The organism is Rhodoferax potami (assembly GCF_032193805.1).
GTDB lineage: Bacteria > Pseudomonadota > Gammaproteobacteria > Burkholderiales > Burkholderiaceae_C > Allorhodoferax > Allorhodoferax potami_A.
Genome location: NZ_JAVBIK010000001.1, coordinates 3,054,407 through 3,071,166, shown reverse-complemented (window position 1 = coordinate 3,071,166; position 16,760 = coordinate 3,054,407). Strand labels below are relative to the sequence as shown.

At 59.0% G+C, this 16,760-nt stretch carries 21 protein-coding genes; 7 read left to right on the top strand and 14 right to left on the bottom strand.

Translation table 11 applies throughout. From position 1 onward, the window contains the following. Positions 1 to 8 precede the first annotated feature (8 nt). From lysS to RAE19_RS14775, 4 genes are all read left to right on the top strand, one after another. Positions 9 to 1,556 (top strand): lysine--tRNA ligase, encoded by a 1,548-nt coding sequence (lysS, locus tag RAE19_RS14790; protein WP_313875606.1) that lies wholly within the window; start codon positions 9 to 11, stop codon positions 1,554 to 1,556. A gap of 55 nt (positions 1,557 to 1,611) precedes the next feature. Then, positions 1,612 to 2,145, top strand: coding sequence for a YgjP-like metallopeptidase domain-containing protein (locus RAE19_RS14785; RefSeq protein ID WP_313875605.1), 534 nt, complete (start codon positions 1,612 to 1,614; stop codon positions 2,143 to 2,145). 3 nt (positions 2,146 to 2,148) lie between these two features. After that, entirely contained in the window at positions 2,149 to 2,709 is a 561-nt protein-coding gene (locus tag RAE19_RS14780) for an rRNA large subunit pseudouridine synthase E (RefSeq protein WP_313875604.1), read from the top strand. An 84-nt stretch (positions 2,710 to 2,793) separates the two neighbouring features. Further along, positions 2,794 to 3,396 (top strand): chalcone isomerase family protein, encoded by a 603-nt coding sequence (locus RAE19_RS14775; protein WP_313875603.1) that lies wholly within the window; start codon positions 2,794 to 2,796, stop codon positions 3,394 to 3,396. A 3-nt stretch (positions 3,397 to 3,399) separates the two neighbouring features. Here the strand turns inward: RAE19_RS14775 and RAE19_RS14770 are convergent, their stop codons facing one another. Genes RAE19_RS14770 through RAE19_RS14755 form a run of 4 tightly spaced genes read right to left on the bottom strand, consistent with a single transcriptional unit; the run spans position 3,400 to position 5,052 of the window. Further along, positions 3,400 to 3,612 carry a DUF3820 family protein gene (locus RAE19_RS14770; RefSeq protein WP_313875602.1) on the bottom strand — a complete coding sequence of 71 codons (213 nt, stop codon included), beginning with the start codon at positions 3,610 to 3,612 and terminating at the stop codon, positions 3,400 to 3,402. Further along, positions 3,612 to 3,974, bottom strand: a complete 363-nt coding sequence (locus RAE19_RS14765) for a translation initiation factor Sui1 (RefSeq protein WP_430962543.1) — start codon at positions 3,972 to 3,974, stop codon at positions 3,612 to 3,614. Before RAE19_RS14765 ends, RAE19_RS14770 begins: the two co-directional genes overlap by 1 nt. Positions 3,975 to 3,994: 20 nt before the next feature. Next, on the bottom strand, positions 3,995 to 4,582 hold the full coding sequence (locus RAE19_RS14760; protein ID WP_313875600.1) for an OmpA family protein: 588 nt from the start codon (positions 4,580 to 4,582) through the stop codon (positions 3,995 to 3,997). Continuing rightward, positions 4,579 to 5,052 carry a FecR family protein gene (locus RAE19_RS14755; protein WP_313875599.1) on the bottom strand — a complete coding sequence of 158 codons (474 nt, stop codon included), beginning with the start codon at positions 5,050 to 5,052 and terminating at the stop codon, positions 4,579 to 4,581. The genes RAE19_RS14760 and RAE19_RS14755 overlap by 4 nt, the downstream gene beginning before the upstream one ends. A gap of 165 nt (positions 5,053 to 5,217) precedes the next feature. Between RAE19_RS14755 and RAE19_RS14750 the strand changes: the two genes are divergently transcribed. The 3 genes from RAE19_RS14750 to RAE19_RS14740 all read left to right on the top strand — a co-directional run bounded on the left by RAE19_RS14750 (position 5,218) and on the right by RAE19_RS14740 (position 7,890). Then, positions 5,218 to 5,445 (top strand): hypothetical protein, encoded by a 228-nt coding sequence (locus RAE19_RS14750; RefSeq protein WP_296508917.1) that lies wholly within the window; start codon positions 5,218 to 5,220, stop codon positions 5,443 to 5,445. Between the two features lie 205 nt (positions 5,446 to 5,650). After that, positions 5,651 to 5,938, top strand: a complete 288-nt coding sequence (locus RAE19_RS14745; protein WP_313875598.1) for a hypothetical protein — start codon at positions 5,651 to 5,653, stop codon at positions 5,936 to 5,938. Positions 5,939 to 5,949: 11 nt separating this feature from the next. Beyond that, positions 5,950 to 7,890 (top strand): S8 family serine peptidase, encoded by a 1,941-nt coding sequence (locus tag RAE19_RS14740; protein WP_313875597.1) that lies wholly within the window; start codon positions 5,950 to 5,952, stop codon positions 7,888 to 7,890. Here the strand turns inward: RAE19_RS14740 and RAE19_RS14735 are convergent. The 10 genes from RAE19_RS14735 to lepA form a co-directional block, all read right to left on the bottom strand. Beyond that, complete coding sequence (locus RAE19_RS14735) at positions 7,777 to 8,319, bottom strand: rhomboid family intramembrane serine protease (RefSeq protein ID WP_313875596.1); 543 nt, start codon at positions 8,317 to 8,319, stop codon at positions 7,777 to 7,779. The genes RAE19_RS14740 and RAE19_RS14735 overlap by 114 nt on opposite strands. A 20-nt stretch (positions 8,320 to 8,339) precedes the next feature. Next, positions 8,340 to 9,443, bottom strand: coding sequence for a beta-N-acetylhexosaminidase (gene nagZ / locus RAE19_RS14730; protein WP_313875595.1), 1,104 nt, complete (start codon positions 9,441 to 9,443; stop codon positions 8,340 to 8,342). A gap of 75 nt (positions 9,444 to 9,518) precedes the next feature. After that, a complete protein-coding gene (acpS, locus tag RAE19_RS14725; RefSeq protein WP_313875594.1) occupies positions 9,519 to 9,911 on the bottom strand; it encodes a holo-ACP synthase in 393 nt (130 codons plus the stop codon). Between the two features lie 9 nt (positions 9,912 to 9,920). Continuing rightward, complete coding sequence (locus tag RAE19_RS14720; protein WP_313875593.1) at positions 9,921 to 10,670, bottom strand: pyridoxine 5'-phosphate synthase; 750 nt, start codon at positions 10,668 to 10,670, stop codon at positions 9,921 to 9,923. After that, positions 10,667 to 11,416 carry a DNA repair protein RecO gene (recO, locus tag RAE19_RS14715; protein ID WP_313875592.1) on the bottom strand — a complete coding sequence of 250 codons (750 nt, stop codon included), beginning with the start codon at positions 11,414 to 11,416 and terminating at the stop codon, positions 10,667 to 10,669. The genes RAE19_RS14720 and recO overlap by 4 nt, the downstream gene beginning before the upstream one ends. A 127-nt stretch (positions 11,417 to 11,543) precedes the next feature. Then, on the bottom strand, positions 11,544 to 12,503 hold the full coding sequence (gene era, locus RAE19_RS14710; RefSeq protein WP_430962577.1) for a GTPase Era: 960 nt from the start codon (positions 12,501 to 12,503) through the stop codon (positions 11,544 to 11,546). 107 nt (positions 12,504 to 12,610) lie between these two features. Further along, positions 12,611 to 13,297, bottom strand: a complete 687-nt coding sequence (rnc, locus tag RAE19_RS14705; protein ID WP_313875590.1) for a ribonuclease III — start codon at positions 13,295 to 13,297, stop codon at positions 12,611 to 12,613. Continuing rightward, entirely contained in the window at positions 13,298 to 13,645 is a 348-nt protein-coding gene (locus RAE19_RS14700; RefSeq protein ID WP_313875589.1) for a DUF4845 domain-containing protein, read from the bottom strand. A 33-nt stretch (positions 13,646 to 13,678) separates the two neighbouring features. Continuing rightward, positions 13,679 to 14,644: a signal peptidase I gene (gene lepB, locus RAE19_RS14695; RefSeq protein WP_313875588.1), complete on the bottom strand. Its 966-nt coding sequence runs from the start codon at positions 14,642 to 14,644 to the stop codon at positions 13,679 to 13,681. Beyond that, on the bottom strand, positions 14,644 to 16,455 hold the full coding sequence (lepA, locus tag RAE19_RS14690) for a translation elongation factor 4 (RefSeq protein ID WP_313875587.1): 1,812 nt from the start codon (positions 16,453 to 16,455) through the stop codon (positions 14,644 to 14,646). The genes lepB and lepA overlap by 1 nt, the downstream gene beginning before the upstream one ends. Between the last annotated feature and the right edge of the window lie 305 nt (positions 16,456 to 16,760).

The following is a 16,760-nucleotide window of genomic DNA, read 5'->3' as shown; positions in this document are numbered from 1 at the left end:
GTCACTCCATGTCTGACCAAAACCAAGCCGCTCCCGCACCGCAAGACGAAAACCAGTTGATCCAAGAGCGCCGTGAAAAGCTCAAGGCACTGCGCGAGCAGCAGGCCGCTGGTCAAGGCGTTGCCTTCCCCAACGACTTCCAACCCGAAGACAAAGCAGAAGCCTTGTTCGCGGCCCACAACGACAAGACCGCAGAAGAGTTGGTGGCCTTGGGCGCCACCGCCAAGGTAGCCGGCCGCATGATGCTCAAACGCGTCATGGGCAAAGCCAGCTTCTGCACCTTGCAAGACTCTTCTTTCGGACCCAGCGGCGGCCGCATCCAGCTCTATGTGCGCGGTGAAGACGTGGGTGTGGACCTGTACGCCGCTTTCAAGCACTGGGATTTGGGCGACATCGTGGCAGCTGAAGGCACCTTGTTCAAAACCAAGACCGGTGAGCTGTCCATCCATGCCACCAGCATCCGCCTGCTCACCAAGAGTCTGCGCCCCATGCCCGATAAGTTCCACGGCATGGCGGACCTGGAAACCAAATACCGACAGCGCTATGTGGACCTGATGACCGATGTGGACTCGCGCAAGCGTTTCGTGGCACGCAGCAAGGCCGTGAGCGCCCTGCGCGAGTTCATGGTGGGCCACAACTTCCTGGAAGTGGAAACACCCATGTTGCACCCGATCCCCGGTGGTGCGAATGCCAAACCCTTCAAGACCCACCACAATGCGCTGGACCAGGAAATGTTCTTGCGCATTGCGCCTGAGCTGTACCTCAAGCGCCTGATCGTTGGCGGCTTCGACCGCGTGTTCGAAATCAACCGCAGCTACCGCAACGAAGGTATCTCGGTGCGCCACAACCCCGAGTTCACCATGATGGAGTTCTACGCGGCCTACTGGAACTACCAGGACCTGATGGACTACACCGAGAAGCTGATCCGCGACGCCGCCCAGAAGGCCACCGGTGGCTTGCAACTGAGCTACGCCGGCAAGCCGGTGGACCTGGAGCAGCCGTTTGAGCGCCTGACCATCGTTGAAGCCATCCAGAAGTACACCGACGCTGGCGACAACGTGTTTGACGCTACTTGGCTGACCAACGCGGTGAAGAAGCTGGGCTTGACCGAAGCAAAAAACCGCTTGGAGGGCCGCAGCCTCGCCAGCCTGCAGGTGCTGTACTTTGAAGAGACCGTGGAAGAGAAGTTGTGGAACCCCACCTTCATCATGGAGCACCCCACCGAAATTTCGCCACTGGCCCGAGCCAATGACGACCGCCCTGAAGTGACCGAGCGCTTTGAGCTCTACATCACCGGCCGTGAGTTCGGCAACGGCTTTTCTGAGCTGAACGACGCTGAAGACCAGGCCGCCCGCTTCCACGCCCAAGTAGCCGCCAAAGACAGCGGTGACGACGAGGCCATGCACTTCGACCACGACTTTGTGCGCGCCCTGGAATACGGCATGCCCCCCACCGGCGGCTGTGGTATCGGTATCGACCGCCTGATGATGTTGCTGACCGACAGCGCCAGCATCCGCGACGTGATTTTGTTCCCCGCGCTGCGCCGCGAAGTCTGATTCAGATTTGAAGCAAAACCGGCCCTTAGCTCGGGCGGAATCTGCGCAAGTAGCTATGAAAATGGTAGCAACGCCTGCGCTGCGCTACCTCAATGGCTACCCCGCAGACACGCTTGCCCAAGTACAGCGCATGCTCGACGAGGGCCGGGTGGGCAGCTGGCTGACCCAGCGCCACCCGCAAGCGCACGGGGTGCGGACCGACAAGGTGCTGTACGACTATGTGCAAGACCTCAAGGCCGACTACCTGCGCAGCACGGAACCGCTCTCCAAGGTGGCGTTCGACAGCAAGCTCCATGTCGTCAAGAACGCGCTGGGCACGCACACCACTGTCTCGCGCGTGCAGGGCAGCAAGCTCAAAAGCAAACGTGAGATCCGGGTCGCCAGCCTGTTTAAAGACACGCCGGAGCCCTTTCTGAAAATGATTGTGGTGCATGAGCTGGCCCATCTGCGCGAGCGCGAGCATGACAAGGCCTTCTACAAGCTCTGTACCCACATGGAGCCCGCCTACCACCAACTGGAGTTTGAGGTGCGCATTTACCTTACCCACTTGGAGGCCACGGGCCAACGGCTCTGGGCCGAAGCGGAATAAGCCATGCTGCCCCCCTCCAGCCTGATTTGCTTTAACAAACCCTACGGAGTGCTGAGCCAGTTCACGCCCGAGGGGCGCTGGCGCGGGCTCAAAGACTTTATTGATTTGCCCGGCGTCTATGTCGCAGGACGGCTAGACGCCGACAGCGAAGGCCTGCTGCTACTCACCAACGACGGCAAGCTACAGGCGCGCATCAGCGACCCGCGCTTCAAGATGGAAAAGACCTATTGGGTGCAAGTGGAGGGTGAACCTGACGAGGCCGCCTTGGCAGCGCTACGCCAAGGCGTGAAGCTCAACGACGGCATTACCCTGCCGGCGCGCGCGCAGCGCATCCACCCCCCCGAAGGCTTGTGGGAGCGCAACCCACCGGTGCGCTTTCGCCAATCCATTCCGACCAGTTGGGTGGAATTGGTGATCCGCGAGGGGCGCAACCGGCAGGTGCGGCGTATGACGGCCGCCGTGGGCTACCCCACCCTAAGGCTGATACGTGCAGCCATTGGCCCCCACCATTTGGACAACTTGCAACCCGGGGTTTGGCGAGAAGCATCGGCATCAGCCGGATAGCCCGTTAGCGCACAAAAAAATACTACTCAGTCTTTTTTTATCCGAGTGGGTTGCTTTCTTGCGCGTTTCAGCCAAAATTGGGTCATGTCCGATGCACTGAACCCCATGGCCCCCACCACCTTCAACACTACCGCAGTGCGACGACGACCGCTGGTAATGGCTGCTTTGCTAGGGGCGCTCAGCGCTCCCGGCAGGGCGCAAGAGCAGCCCCCTGCCAGCCGCGCCCCCGCCGCGCTAAGCGCCTATGGTGCAAACTGGCTACCCAAGGGCAGCGGCCCCTTGAAGTTCTTTGGATTCAAGGCGTATGACGCTACGCTGTGGTTGCCCGCGGCAAGCGGAGGAGACTTCAGCTTCAGCCGGACTTTTGCCCTGGAGATTGTGTACAACACCTCGGTCAAAGCCAGCGACATCAACAACACCTCGCTGATTGAGATATCCCGCATCAGCGCCGCAACGCCAGAGCAGGTGCAAACCTGGTCCAACTTCATGACGGGCTTGTTTATCGATGTGAAATCCGGCGACCGTTTGCTGGGCGTGCATGTGCCCGGTGCGGGCGCCCGCTTTTTCCTGAACGGCAAACTGCTGGGTGAAACCGCGGACGCCACCTTCAGCGAAGCATTTTTCAAAATCTGGCTGGACCCCAAAGCGCGAAAACCGGAGCTGCGCTCGGCTTTGCTGGGGCTCTAGCCGTTAGCGCTGGCGCAGTGGCGTGAGCAGATCGCTCAAGCCGTTGTGGTCAATCTCATGCATCAGCTGCAATAAGCGACCCATCTCCCCTTTGGGAAAACCGGTGCGCGCAAACCAGTTCAGGTAGTCGCCGGGTAAATCTGCAATCAAGCGCCCTCGGTATTTACCGAAGGGCATGGTGCGCTCAACCAGCTTTTGCAGGTCTTCTGCCTGCATCAGCCACCCGCGCGCTTGACGGTGAAACCGTGCGCGACGAGAGCCACCATGACTTTCTCGACATGGTCGCCCTGCACTTCAATCACGCCGTCTTTGACGGTACCGCCGGAGCCACAGGCCGCCTTGAGTTTTTTGCCCAAAGCCATCAACGCTTCATCGTCCAGCGGGACACCCTTCACCAGCGTTACACCTTTGCCTGCGCGACCTTTGGTCTCGCGGGACACGCGCACAATGCCATCGCCAGCAGGTCGCTTGGGCGTGTGGCACACGCATTCAGCAATGGCTTGACGGCACACCGGGCAGGTGCGCCCCACCTCGGTCGAATACACCAAACCACCAAGATCAGAGAGCGTTTTTTTCACCATCAAAGACCCAAACGCGCTCAGCGAATGATGATTTCTGCGCGGCGGTTACGGGGTTCATTCACATTGGCTTCGGTCGGGACCACCGGCTCACGCTCGCCACGGCCAATTGCCTCAATCCGTTCAGGCGCAAAGCCGCGCTGTACCAGCAGCTCACGCACCGCTTGCGCTCGCTGCAATGACAAAGTGTCGTTGGCCTGCGGGCTCCCTGTGCGGTCGGTATGACCCACCACCAGGATTTCACCGCCTGCCCGCTGTGAAGCCAACGCAATGATCTCCGGGAGCTGGCCCTGAGACTCCGCCGTCAAATTGGATGTGCCAGGCTCAAACCGCAATGTCAATTGAGACGCTGTGGGCATCGGCAACGCCAGCAGCCCCTTGTATTTCTCTTGAACTTCATCAGCACTGAGTACGCCTGCTTCCAAGCGGCCGTCCTGCTGCAACGCTGCAGTTTGAAAGGGCTGGGTCAAATCCACTACACCGCCGGCATTGCTCACCTGGACTGCGGTAGACCGGCCCTCACTATCCGGCAACAAAATAACACGGCTTACAGGGGCACATGCTTGCAGGCCGAGCAATGCAACAACAACGAGGTAACGCACGCTCATAGCACCTCCACAATGAAATCCGTGCCGCGCACACTAACGGTTGTGGCGGGCGTTGTCACTTTGACGTTGTCTGGTTGCACCTTGCCTAACAGGCCGGTCACCATCCGGATCGTGCCCTGCAGCACCCGGACTGCGAGGCTGCCTTGCTGGGTGGTGCCGTCAAACTGAAAGCGGCTGATATCGACGGTGGTGTTCGGGCCAATGGCAATCGATGTACCGTCGCGCAGCATCAGCACGGCAGAACCGCTTGCATCGGTTTGGACTCTTTCTGCCTCTTGCACACCGGCACCGGGAATGACTGCGCGCTGGGCATCGCCTTGGAGCACCCTGACACCGCCCTGCACTGTTTTAAACGTCCCACTGCGGGCCTCTTGCGCCATCACAGATGGACTCCAAAGGGCCAGCCCAAGGGTGCAGGCCAACATGGTGCTGCGCGTCAACGCTCTAAAACCGGTATGTGCTTGAGTCATAGCCGGCGATGGTACCGGATCGGCGTGGTCTATTCCAGCAGGAGAAATGTAGGGATTGCGATCAACGGTCGCATTGGCGCTATTGTTTTCGTAGCAATCCATGAAGCGTTTCTGGCGGTGGTGTGCGAAAATAACCTTCTTTATCAAAGTTGGCCACTCCATCACATGTCTCGTCCCAGCGTTTGGGCCACCAAAGTGGCAGCACTCATCAAAGGCAACAACAGCCAGGCTGCGCTTGCACAGATCAAGGTCGCCCCGACCGTCAAAGATCTGCAACAACTGCGGGCGCTCATGACCGCAGACGGCAGCCTGCTCAAGCACCGCCTGATCGACGAAGCGACCCGCGACCAGATCGTCGCCCTTTCGGCTCCCCGGCTGCACCGCTCACCCTGATACTCGGCGAACAACCGGGCCGCTTTCCTTAGTCTTTGGTAGCCCTTTCGGCTCGTGCCTACAATGTGAAAAAGTGATGTCTGCCCGCAGACTCACGCACCCCACTCTGTTTCGACACATGCGAGGGAGCATTGTGAAACTGTTCACTTTTGGCATTTTTTTGGCGCTTTTAACGACTCTCTCCGGCTGCGGATTGGGCCCGTCCATGAGTCCAAGCGTCGCCTCAGCAACGACACCTGTCTCCACCCAAGCGGTACGCCTAATGGTGGGCACTCACGAACCCATCCCTGAAGATCCCACAGCACTGGTGCGGAGCCTCTCTGCATCCACCGGTGCCGCATCCATCGTATTTGTGGCAAAGATGTCAGCGACCAGCTGTTTGCTCGCCATCACTCCACAACCCGGGCAGACGACCCAAGACCTTGTGGCAAAACTCGCAAAGGCCCCCGGAGTGCGATATGCCGAACTGGATGCCAAAGCGATGCGAAATTAGGGGCACTTGCGATGACACCTTATTTGCGTTTACTCAGAAATGCCACCCTTAGCGCCCTTGCCCTCGGAGCGATACCCGCGCTTGCTGCTCTGCCTTTCACTGAGGGCCCACCAGCCAAAGTCGCCCGCTCCGCCGCCTCCCTGGAGGGGGCGACGTACAGCCGGTTGATCATCAAATTCAAGACCCCCAAAGAGTCCAAAGCCGCTCACCTCTTCGCAGAGACCAGCGACAGGGAACGTGTTCAAGGTTTGAAAGAGCGCGCGGCCAGCACTGTGGCTGGGCACGAATTGAATCTGCGCCACCTGAAAACCATTTACAACGGCATCCAGGTGGCGAGCACCGGCGCCCCCTTGACCCGGCTGGAAATGCAGTCGGTCATAGCCAAGCTGGCCAAAGACCCTGCGGTGGAGTACGTCGAGATTGATGAGCGCGTGCAAGCGCACCTGTCGCCGAACGACACGTTTTTCAGCAGCTTATGGAACCTCAAATCACCTGCTGGTGCGGTCGGCGGGGCCAATTTCCAGCTCGCATGGGATCGGATGATTGGATCCAGCACCCCGGTGACGGGTGCGGGGGTGATCGTGGCGGTGTTGGACTCGGGGTATCGCCCCCATCCGGACTTGGCGGCCAACGTGTTGCAGGGCTACGATTTCATTTCAGCCGATAACCCGCCCATCAACACCACATTTACAACGGCGAATGATGGAGATGGGCGTGACGATAACCCCACAGACCCCGGAGACTGGAATTCCAACGCGAGCGATTGCGCGGTGGAGGACTCCAGCTGGCACGGTACCCATGTCGCAGGCACCATTGCCGCAGTTGCCAATAACAGCAGCGGCGTTATCGGTGGTGCTTTCGGCGCCAAGATACTGCCGGTTCGGGTGTTGGGGGTATGCGGTGGTTACTCATCGGATATCCAGGAAGGAATGTATTGGGCTGCAGGCCTTCGCCAAGTGAATGGCGTCACCAACCCGAATATCGCCAAAGTCATCAACATGAGCCTGGGTAGCACGGGAAGCTGCTCCAACTCGTATAGGGATGCCGTCAACGCAGTTGTAGCGGCAGGCACCACTGTGGTGGTGTCGGCCGGGAATGACGACGGGGGCCCCGTCTCCTCGCCGGCAAATTGCGATGGCGTGATTGCGGTGACCGCCCACACCATCACGGGGGAAAAATCGAGCTTCGCCAACATTGGAGCGCAAGTCGCCCTCAGTGCACCCGGCTCCAGCATTTTTTCCACCGACAACACGGGCCGGACCACGCCTCAGAGCGATGCGATCTTGCTCAAAAGCGGTACCAGCATGGCTGCGCCGCATGTTGCCGCGGCCGCCGCACTCCTGCTGCAAATCAAGCCAACCCTGACACCTGCACAAATTGCGGCGCTGTTAAAGAACAACACCCGCCCCTTCCGGTCGGGAACTGTTTGCGCATCATTGACCACCTGCGGCACCGGCATGTTGGATGCCTTTGCAGCGGTCAAGGCCTTGCAGGTGAGCGAGGGCTCTGCGTCAAACACTCCACCTTCCATGACGTCGGCGCCCACGCAAACGGGTACCGAAGGCATCGACCTCCAATTTGATGTCACCGCCGTTGATGCAGACTCGGCGGATACGGTCACGTTCTCCAGCTCCGGGTTACCTGCAGGGGCGACACTCAGCAGCACAGGCCGCTTCCGTTGGAGTATCCCCGTGCTCGGAACCTATAGCTTCACCGTCACCCCCAGCGATACCAGCCGCTCGGGCATGCCGCAAACGGTCACGCTCACCATCAACTCCGCGACCCTTGCCACCGCAAGTAGCAGCGGGGGCGGTGGCGGCACGATGTCGGGATGGGAGCTAGCGCTCGTCGCTCTGCTGGCGATGCGTGGTCTGCGCAAGCGTCGTCTTCCTGCGCATGAAGAAACTAGCCACTGCAAGTCCGCCAACAAGCCCTGCCCAATGGGCGGGTAAATAGACCGGAAAGCCCCACGCTGTAGCTCCGACCCCGGCCCACTGCATCGTCACCAAGCGCACCAGCAACAGGCACAACACGAAAAGTGCGATCCGCCGGTGGGGTTGGGAGCTGACGCTCTCGGAAAAAATCGTCATCAGGCAGCCGCCTGCAGCCCACCCGTACAGCGCGCCAGAAGCACCCGCGTAGTAGGCGCAGTTCGTATCTGACACCACGACCACGGCAACGGCGAATGCACTTCCCAAAATCAAGGCGCACTGGTGTGCCCAAACCAGCATCGGCCGGAATAATGCGCCCAACACCAGCGCGACCATCGCATTGGACATGCCGTGCGCAAGATTGAAGTGCACCAGCTGCGCCGTAAAAGGCAACCACCACTGCCCGTCCAGAAACTCTTGGCGGTGATAGATCAGCGCGGCGAAGTCCATGGCCGGCGCGGCTCAGGCTTTCAGGCGATCCAGTCCAGTGCCTGCATGTAGTCGGGGTGCACCATGAGGTCGTCCCACGCCATGGCAGGGCTGGTGGGCAGCAATGCGCGGCGGCGGGCTTCGCTCGCCTCCAGCGCCTGCCACTGGCCCTTGAGCTGGGCTTCGGTCAGGCCGTCGATCAGCTCGTCCACCGCCTTGCCACCCCCCTCGGCATTGGCCATGGACTGGTTGCACAAGAGCACCAAGTCGCAGCCTGCATTCAGCGCCACCACAGCCGCTTCGGTGTAGCTCACGGTTTTGCCATCGATCAAGCGGGCACCGGCCATAGACAGGTCGTCACTGAAGATGGCACCGGTAAAGCCCAATTGGCCGCGCAAGATGTCGTTCAGCCACACGCTCGAGAAGCCCGCAGGGCGGCTGTCGACCTTGGGATAAATCACGTGTGCCGGCATCACGCTGCTAGTCACGGTGTTGAGCCAGCGGTAGGGTGCGGCGTCGTCCGCCAAAATGGCTTTGAGGCCGCGTTTGTCTACCGGTATGTCGATGTGCGAGTCGGCTTTCACAAAGCCATGGCCGGGGAAGTGCTTGCCGCAATTGGCCATGCCGCTCTTTTGCAAACCGTGCATCAGGCTCTTGGCCAGCATGCTCACCACACGCGGGTCGCGTGCAAACGCGCGATCACCAATGACGCTGCTCTCGCCGTAGTCGAGGTCCAGCACCGGCGTGAAGCTCATATCCACGCCACAGGCGCGCAACTCGGCGCCCAGCACGTAGCCGGTGGCTGTGGCCGCGTTGGTAGCGTCCAAGGCGCCCGCCTTCTTGGTGGAGGTGGTAGGCACCACGTCACGCATCCACATATCCCCCAAGGCGCGCATGGGCGGCAGGTGGGTGAAACCATCGGTCTTGAAACGCTGCACACGGCCGCCTTCATGGTCCACGCAGATCAGCAAATCCGCGCGCACTTTTTTGATGTCGCGGCACAGCGCGGTGAGCTGCTCACGGTCTTGCCAGTTGCGGGCAAACAAAATCATGCCCCCCACCAGCGGGTGCTTGAGGCGCTTGCGGTCCACGGCGGTGAGGCTGGTACCGGCGATATCGATGATCAGAGGGGCGTGGAATATCATGGTGTTGTTTGCTATCAATTCAGGAGCTGCTTGCGCTTATTCTATGAGCGCTAGCGGCTATTTTTACTCATATTCTCAGCGGGTTTCCACTACACAGAAGCTGGCGGCATAGTCAGTTTCGTCCGTCACAGTGATGTGGGCCTGCAGCCCTTGGGCTTCAAACCAGGTCTTCAGCTCACCATGCAACACGATGACCGGCTTGCCATTGCGCTCGTTGGCAATTTCGCACAGCTTCCAGCTCATGGGCATGCGCATGCCCAAGCCAATCGCCTTGCTGAACGACTCCTTGGCACTAAAACGGGTGGCCAGATAACGCAAACCACGCTCGGGCCAGCGGGCGCTACGGGCCTTCCAGGTGGCCAGCTCGGCGTCGGACAGCACCTTGGCTGCAAAGCGCTCGCCGTGGCGCTCCACGCTGGCGCGTATGCGGCGCACATCGCAGATATCAGTGCCAATGCCGTAAATCAAGACTCGCCCTTATTGCCCGAGGCAAGCCAGATAGGCCTTGATGGTGGCGGTGTAGCCCAGCTCCAGCGAGTCGGCAATCAGGGCATGGCCGATAGAGACCTCTTGCAAACCGGGAACCTGCTGCGCAAACGCGGTTAAGTTGTCGCGGTTCAAATCATGGCCGGCATTGACGCCAAGGCCTGCATCCAACGCGGCTTGGGCGGCAGCGGCGAAACGATCCAATTGCGCTTGCTGATCCGCGGTGCCCCACGCAGCGGCAAACGGCTCGGTGTAGAGCTCAATGCGGTCAGCGCCCACCGCCTTGGCAGCCGCCATGGCGGCAGGGTCTGCGTCCATGAACAGGCTCACGCGCAGGTTCAGGGCATGGGCCTCGTCGATCAAGGGTTGCAAGCGTGCGGCATCCGCGGGGAAGCTCCAGCCGTGGTCGCTGGTGAACTGCCCTTCCGAGTCGGGCACGAACGTCACCTGATGTACGGGCAGTCCGCGCTCACGCAGGTCGCGCACACAATCCATCAGGTTGTGAAACGGGTTGCCTTCGACGTTGAATTCGCGGTCCGGCCAGGCTTTGAGCAGCTCCGCCAAGTCCAGCACATCCTGCGCGCGGATGTGGCGGGCATCAGGGCGCGGGTGCACCGTGATACCCGCGGCGCCCGCCTCCAGGCACAAAGTCGCTGCGCGGGTGACGCTGGGAATGCCGAGGTGGCGGGTGTTGCGCACCAGCGCTACTTTGTTCAGGTTGACGGAGAGATGGGTTTTCATAGGTTTTGAATATCAATCATCATCTGCCGCGTGCGCAGCGTCTTGACGCCGCAATGGTAGTGCAGCAGCGCCCGTAGCTGGGGTTTGAGTTCTGACATCACCTCCGCGCAAGCCCGCAGCGTGGTGGTGAAGGGGGCGTCGTCTGCGATCGCATCTTGCAGCGCCACCCACTGGGCTCCGAGTAGGCCGACCCGGTCGTCAGGGCCTGCTTGCCGCAGTCCGCCCTCAGGCACCAGCACATAACGCACATCGGCATGCAAAGGCGCCAGCGTCATGGTTTGTGCATCTAGCTGGGGCAGAAAACCCACTTCGCGCAGCAACAGCAACTCGAAGGTCCGCAGGGCCGCCTGGAGCACTTCGTCGTGCTCGCTGGCAATGACGCGGACGACTTGGGCATAGATATCAAACAGCGCGGCATGCGGGTCGTCCCGCGCCAACAAAGTAATGAGCAACTCGTTGAGGTAGTAGCCAGACAGAAGAGCATCCCCGGTCGGCATCACATGCCCGCCCTGCCACTCTGCGCTGCGCAAAGTGCGGATCTCGGCATCGCCTCCAAAGGCTACGTGCAAAGGCTGCAGAGGCAGCAGAATGGGGCGGAAACTCGAAGTGGGCTTTTTCGCCCCTTTGGCGACCAATGCCACCCGACCGTAGTGGCGGGTGAACACCTCCAAAATCAAGCTGCTCTCGCTCCAGTCGTAGCGATGCAACACAAATGCCGGCTCGTCCGCAATCCGTTTGGTCGCCATGAATCGTAGGAGTGAGAGGGCCTAAACCCAGCGAACGCCGCAGGCCTGGCTGTGCCAGCCTGCAGGCGTTGCCCCCTGCAAGGGGGGTGGCAAAGCGACACGCAGTGCGCGAAGCCTGGGGGTGAATTTACTCATACCCGAAGCTGCGCACGCGCGCTTCGTCATCGGCCCAGCCGGAGCGCACTTTGACCCACAGCTCCAAAAAAACCTTGGCATCCGCCAGCTTTTCGAGTTCCACACGGGTTTCCATGCCGATGCGCTTGATGCGCTCGCCCTTGTCGCCGATCACCATGGCCTTGTGGCCATCGCGCTCCACCACGATGGTGGCGGCAATGCGCAACAGGCGCTTTTGGCCCTTTTTCTGCGGTGGTTCTTCTTCGAACTTGTCGATCACCACCGTGGAGGTGTAGGGCAGCTCGTCACCGGTCAGGCGGAACAGCTTTTCGCGGACCAACTCGCTGGCCATGAATTTCTCGCTGCGGTCGGTCAACTCGTCTTCCGAGTACCACCAGGCTTGCTCGGGCAAGAACTTCTCGCAGATACCCAGCAAGCGCTCAATATCCTTGGCGTTCTTGGCCGACAGCGGAATCATTTCGGTGAATTTGGCGCGGGCCTGCATGGCTTGCAACCAGGGGGCCAGGCTGGCACGCTCTTTCACGTTGTCCAGCTTGTTGGCGACCAACACGACCGGAATACCTGTTCCCAGCAGCTTCAACACTTTTTCGTCCGCTGACGTGAAGCTGCCGGCCTCCACCACAAACAGCACCAAGTCCACATCGGACACTGCGCCCTGCACCGCTTTGTTCAAAGACTTGTTCAGTGCGTTGCCGTGAATGGTCTGGAAACCGGGAGTGTCCACAAACACAAACTGGGTCTGCCCTTCGGTGCGCATGCCGGTGATCCGGTGGCGTGTGGTTTGCGCCTTGCGCGAGGTGATGCTGATCTTTTGCCCCACCAGGGCGTTGAGCAGGGTGGACTTGCCCACGTTGGGCTTGCCCACGATCGCGACCAAGCCACACCGCTGACCGGCACCATCGGTACCGGGGGTGGCCAACTTGGGGGTGCTCTTGAGCAAGCCTTCGAGCATCGCGTCCAGGTCTGATTGCACCTCGACGGCCTCTACTGGAGTTTGAGAGTCTTTTTGCCCCTTAGCGCCCGTGGATTCTGCGCGAGCAGCTACTTTTTTAGGAGCATTCATGATTTGACCTTTGCTTTAATGGTTTGCAGCATGGCCGCAGCTGCTGCTTGTTCTCCGGCGCGGCGGGATCCGCCGATACCACGTTCCGACAGGCGCAGCTCAGGGACTTCGCACTCCACGTCAAAACTTTGTTTGTGTGCGGCACCGGTGGTGCCCACCACGGTGTAGACCGGCACCTTCATTTTGCGACCCTGGAGCCACTCCTGCAACTCGGTCTTGGCATCCTTGCCGATAGCCTGCATGTGCGGATTGATTTCTACCGCCTCAAACAAGCGGTGGACCAGTGCCTGCGCGGTGTTAAACCCGGCATCCAGATACACCGCGCCAATGATGGCTTCGAGCGCGTCCGCCAAGATGGACGCCCGCTTGGGGCCGCCGGAGCGCATCTCGCCCTCCCCGAGCTTGAGCACGTCAGGGAGCCCGAGTTTCAGGGCCAACTCATGCAGGGTTTCCTGGCGGACGAGATTGGCACGTACCCGCGACAGATCGCCCTCAGGCAAACTGCCCAAGCGGGTGTAGAGCAAATCGGAAATCGCTAACCCCAGTACCGAGTCGCCCAGAAACTCCAAGCGCTCGTAGTGGTCAGCAGAGAAGCTGCGATGGGTCAGAGCCCTCGACAGCAATGAAATATTCGAGAACTGGTGCTGCAGTCGCTGCTGCAGCGCGGTCAAACCATCTGTCACTTATTTGGATCGTCCTGCGTATTTAAGGGTGAGGTAGGCCGGGCCGGCCAAATGGATTTCGCGCTCGTACGCGAAACCGACTACCACTTTGTCGCCTACCTTGGTGACTTCGAGGTCCTTGCCGGTGATGGACTTGATAGTGTCCACTTCGGCCTGCTTGTCGAACAGCGCACGCACTTCCACGACCGACTGCCCTGTGGAGGCACGCTGCACCGCCTTTTCAACCGCGAAATACTCGATCACGGTTGGAAAGGCTTGTGCGGCAACTACGCCCGTCATCGCGAGCACGGCGCCCACAAACAAGAGGCCAATAAAAGAAATTCCGCGCTGTTGAGCTTTGCTAGGCATAGTGAATTTTCCGGACGCTGGTTGGTGAAACACTCAGTGGAATGCGCCAATCCGCTTCAGATTGGTAAAGTTCATCCACACAAAAAACGCTTTGCCGACAATATTTTTATCCGGCACGAAACCCCAGTAACGGGAGTCCAGCGAGTTATCGCGATTGTCACCCATCATGAAGTACTGACCTTCGGGGACCGTGCAGGTGACACCTTCGACGGTGTAGCTGCAATTCTCCATGCCATCAAACTTCTCGATGCCGGCAATAAAGGCAGGGCGGCGAGCGTCGTTCAACAAACGATGTGGCTTCTCGCCCAAGCTCTCTTCAAATTGCTTGAAGTATTGGCTTGCGTCTTCATCCAGAAAATCCGGCAGTGCATTGGTTTCCACCGGCTTGCCATTGATCGTGAGTCGCTTGTTCAAGTAGGCCACGGTATCCCCGGGCACACCCACGACCCGCTTGATGTAATCGAGACTGGGCTTGGGCGGGTAGCGAAACACCATCACGTCACCGCGCTGAGGTTTGTTGCCTTCCGTGATCTTGAGGTTGATGACCGGCAAGCGGACGCCATAGGTGAATTTGTTCACCAAAATCAAGTCACCGACCAGCAACGTCGGAATCATGGAGCCGGAAGGTATTTTGAAAGGCTCAAACAAGAATGAGCGCAACAAAAACACAACGATGATGACGGGAAACAAGCCCGCGGTCCAATCCAGCCACCAAGGCTGCATCAGCAACTTGACTTTGGCCTCCTGAATATCGCCGTCGATCTGGGTGATCCCCATTCGGGCCAAGCCTTCGCGGCGCTTGGCGTCTTGTGCTTCCAGTTCCGCGACTGCACGCTGGCGCTGGGGCAGAAAGTAAAAGCGCTCAGCCAACCAATACGCACCGGTTACTACGCTGGCCAGGAACAGCAGCAGCGCAAAGTTGCCATCGACCAAACCGAAATACCAAGAGGCTCCATAGGCAACAAAGGCGCCCAATACCGCTGCTGTGAATGCTTGCATTAATCTTCCACTTGGAGAATGGCGAGGAAGGCTTCTTGCGGCACCTCCACAGAACCGATTTGTTTCATACGCTTTTTACCGGCTTTTTGCTTTTCCAGCAGCTTGCGCTTACGGGAAATGTCGCCGCCATAGCACTTGGCCAACACGTTTTTGCGCAGCGCTTTGATTGTCTCACGCGCAATAATGTTGGCGCCGATGGCCGCCTGGATCGCCACGTCGTACATTTGGCGGGAAATAATTTCGCGCATTTTTCCGACGACAGCACGCCCCCGGTACGCCGACTGGGTGCGGTGAACAATGATGGAGAGCGCATCCACCTTTTCGCCGTTGAGCAGAATGTCCACTTTGACCACATCCGACACACGGAATTCTTTGAACTCGTAGTCCATGGACGCGTAACCGCGGCTCACACTCTTGAGCTTGTCAAAGAAGTCCAGCACGATTTCGCCCAATGGCATTTCATAGGTCAAGACGACCTGGCGGCCCTTGTAGGCCATGTTCATCTGAACGCCACGCTTTTGATTGGCCAACGTCATCACCACACCCACATACTCTTGGGGCATGTAAAGGTGGACGGTTACGATAGGCTCGCGAATTTCGGCGGTCTTGCCCACTTCAGGCATCTTGGATGGGTTCTCGACCATGATGACTTCACCATCGCTTTTCATCACTTCGTACACCACGCTCGGTGCCGTGGTGATCAAGTCCTGGTCAAACTCGCGCTCCAAACGCTCTTGCACAATTTCCATATGCAACAAACCAAGGAAGCCACAGCGGAATCCGAAGCCCAGTGCTTGTGAAACTTCGGGCTCGTAGTGCAGAGACGCGTCGTTCAACTTGAGCTTTTCCAGAGCGTCGCGCAGAGAGTCGTATTCGCTGGCTTCGGTAGGGTACAAGCCCGCAAACACTTGGGGCTGGATTTCCTTGAAGCCTGGCAAGGGTTCAGTCGCAGTAAAAGCAGCGCCGCCGCTTCCGGCTTTCACCAAAGTCACGGTATCGCCCACCTTCGCCGCTTGCAGCTCTTTGATGCCCGCGATGATATAACCCACTTCGCCCGCTTCCAGCGACGTGCGAGGCTGGTTGGCAGGGGTAAAGACGCCAAGGTTGTCTGCGTTGTAAGTGGCTCCGGACGCCATCATTTTGATGCGCTCGCCTTTGCCCAAACGGCCATCCACCACACGGACCAACATCACTACACCGACATACGGGTCAAACCAGCTGTCGATGATCATCGCGCGCAGAGGACCATCCGGATTGCCCTTTGGCGAAGGAATCTTCGCCACGATGGTTTCCAAGATATCTTCAATACCTAGCCCGGTCTTGGCTGAGCAAGCGATCGCATCGCTCGCATCAATACCGATCACATCTTCGATTTCGCTTTTCGCGTTATCCGGGTCAGCATTCGGCAAGTCAATCTTGTTGAGGACAGGCAGAACTTCTACATCCAGGTCCAGCGCGGTGTAGCAGTTCGCCACCGTCTGCGCTTCAACACCCTGAGAGGCGTCCACCACCAGCAATGCACCTTCGCACGCGGACAGCGATCGCGACACTTCATAAGAGAAGTCTACGTGCCCGGGTGTATCGATCAAATTGAGGTTGTAAACCTGACCGTCTTTGGCCTTGTATTGCAAGGCAGCGGTCTGGGCCTTGATGGTTATCCCACGCTCTTTTTCGATGTCCATCGAGTCGAGAACTTGGGCCTCCATCTCGCGGGCTTCGAGTCCGCCGCAGTACTGAATCAAGCGGTCGGCCAACGTTGATTTGCCATGGTCAATGTGGGCAATGATGGAAAAATTTCGGATGTGATTCATCAACGACGCGCTTCAAGTAATTGAATTAAAAGGATCAGCCATGAAAAAAGGGCGCGTCATGGTGAGACGCGCCCCGAACCAACAATCTTTTGGCAACTGCGATAGTTGGACGTTCATTGTAGGCAAAAAGTCCAAAAAGCACAGCCCAAAAATCCGGATCGGGGGTCGTTGCTACACGGCAACAGCACAAATATTCACAAGTTATCCACAGAATGTGTTTGGCGCCACTGAACAACTTGTGGGAGAGCTGTGGAAGGCCTGTGGGGCAATCTATCGATTCCCACATGATGGATTATCGCAAGTTC

Excerpts from the sequence above, each read along its gene's own strand:
- RAE19_RS14775 (WP_313875603.1), top strand. The coding sequence starts at position 2,794 with ATGTCCGATGCACTGAACCCCATGGCCCCCACCACCTTCAACACTACC.
- RAE19_RS14780 (WP_313875604.1), top strand. The coding sequence starts at position 2,149 with ATGCTGCCCCCCTCCAGCCTGATTTGCTTTAACAAACCCTACGGAGTG.
- RAE19_RS14720 (WP_313875593.1), bottom strand. The coding sequence starts at position 10,670 with ATGAAAACCCATCTCTCCGTCAACCTGAACAAAGTAGCGCTGGTGCGC.
- RAE19_RS14785 (WP_313875605.1), top strand. The coding sequence starts at position 1,612 with ATGAAAATGGTAGCAACGCCTGCGCTGCGCTACCTCAATGGCTACCCC.
- lepB (WP_313875588.1), bottom strand. The coding sequence starts at position 14,644 with ATGCAAGCATTCACAGCAGCGGTATTGGGCGCCTTTGTTGCCTATGGA.
- nagZ (WP_313875595.1), bottom strand. The coding sequence starts at position 9,443 with ATGATATTCCACGCCCCTCTGATCATCGATATCGCCGGTACCAGCCTC.
- RAE19_RS14755 (WP_313875599.1), bottom strand. The coding sequence starts at position 5,052 with ATGACTCAAGCACATACCGGTTTTAGAGCGTTGACGCGCAGCACCATG.
- RAE19_RS14770 (WP_313875602.1), bottom strand. The coding sequence starts at position 3,612 with ATGCAGGCAGAAGACCTGCAAAAGCTGGTTGAGCGCACCATGCCCTTC.
- RAE19_RS14760 (WP_313875600.1), bottom strand. The coding sequence starts at position 4,582 with ATGAGCGTGCGTTACCTCGTTGTTGTTGCATTGCTCGGCCTGCAAGCA.
- RAE19_RS14745 (WP_313875598.1), top strand. The coding sequence starts at position 5,651 with ATGAGTCCAAGCGTCGCCTCAGCAACGACACCTGTCTCCACCCAAGCG.
- RAE19_RS14700 (WP_313875589.1), bottom strand. The coding sequence starts at position 13,645 with ATGCCTAGCAAAGCTCAACAGCGCGGAATTTCTTTTATTGGCCTCTTG.
- RAE19_RS14750 (WP_296508917.1), top strand. The coding sequence starts at position 5,218 with ATGTCTCGTCCCAGCGTTTGGGCCACCAAAGTGGCAGCACTCATCAAA.
- lysS (WP_313875606.1), top strand. The coding sequence starts at position 9 with ATGTCTGACCAAAACCAAGCCGCTCCCGCACCGCAAGACGAAAACCAG.
- RAE19_RS14735 (WP_313875596.1), bottom strand. The coding sequence starts at position 8,319 with ATGGACTTCGCCGCGCTGATCTATCACCGCCAAGAGTTTCTGGACGGG.
- RAE19_RS14740 (WP_313875597.1), top strand. The coding sequence starts at position 5,950 with ATGACACCTTATTTGCGTTTACTCAGAAATGCCACCCTTAGCGCCCTT.
- recO (WP_313875592.1), bottom strand. The coding sequence starts at position 11,416 with ATGGCGACCAAACGGATTGCGGACGAGCCGGCATTTGTGTTGCATCGC.
- lepA (WP_313875587.1), bottom strand. The coding sequence starts at position 16,455 with ATGAATCACATCCGAAATTTTTCCATCATTGCCCACATTGACCATGGC.
- era (WP_430962577.1), bottom strand. The coding sequence starts at position 12,503 with ATGCTCGAAGGCTTGCTCAAGAGCACCCCCAAGTTGGCCACCCCCGGT.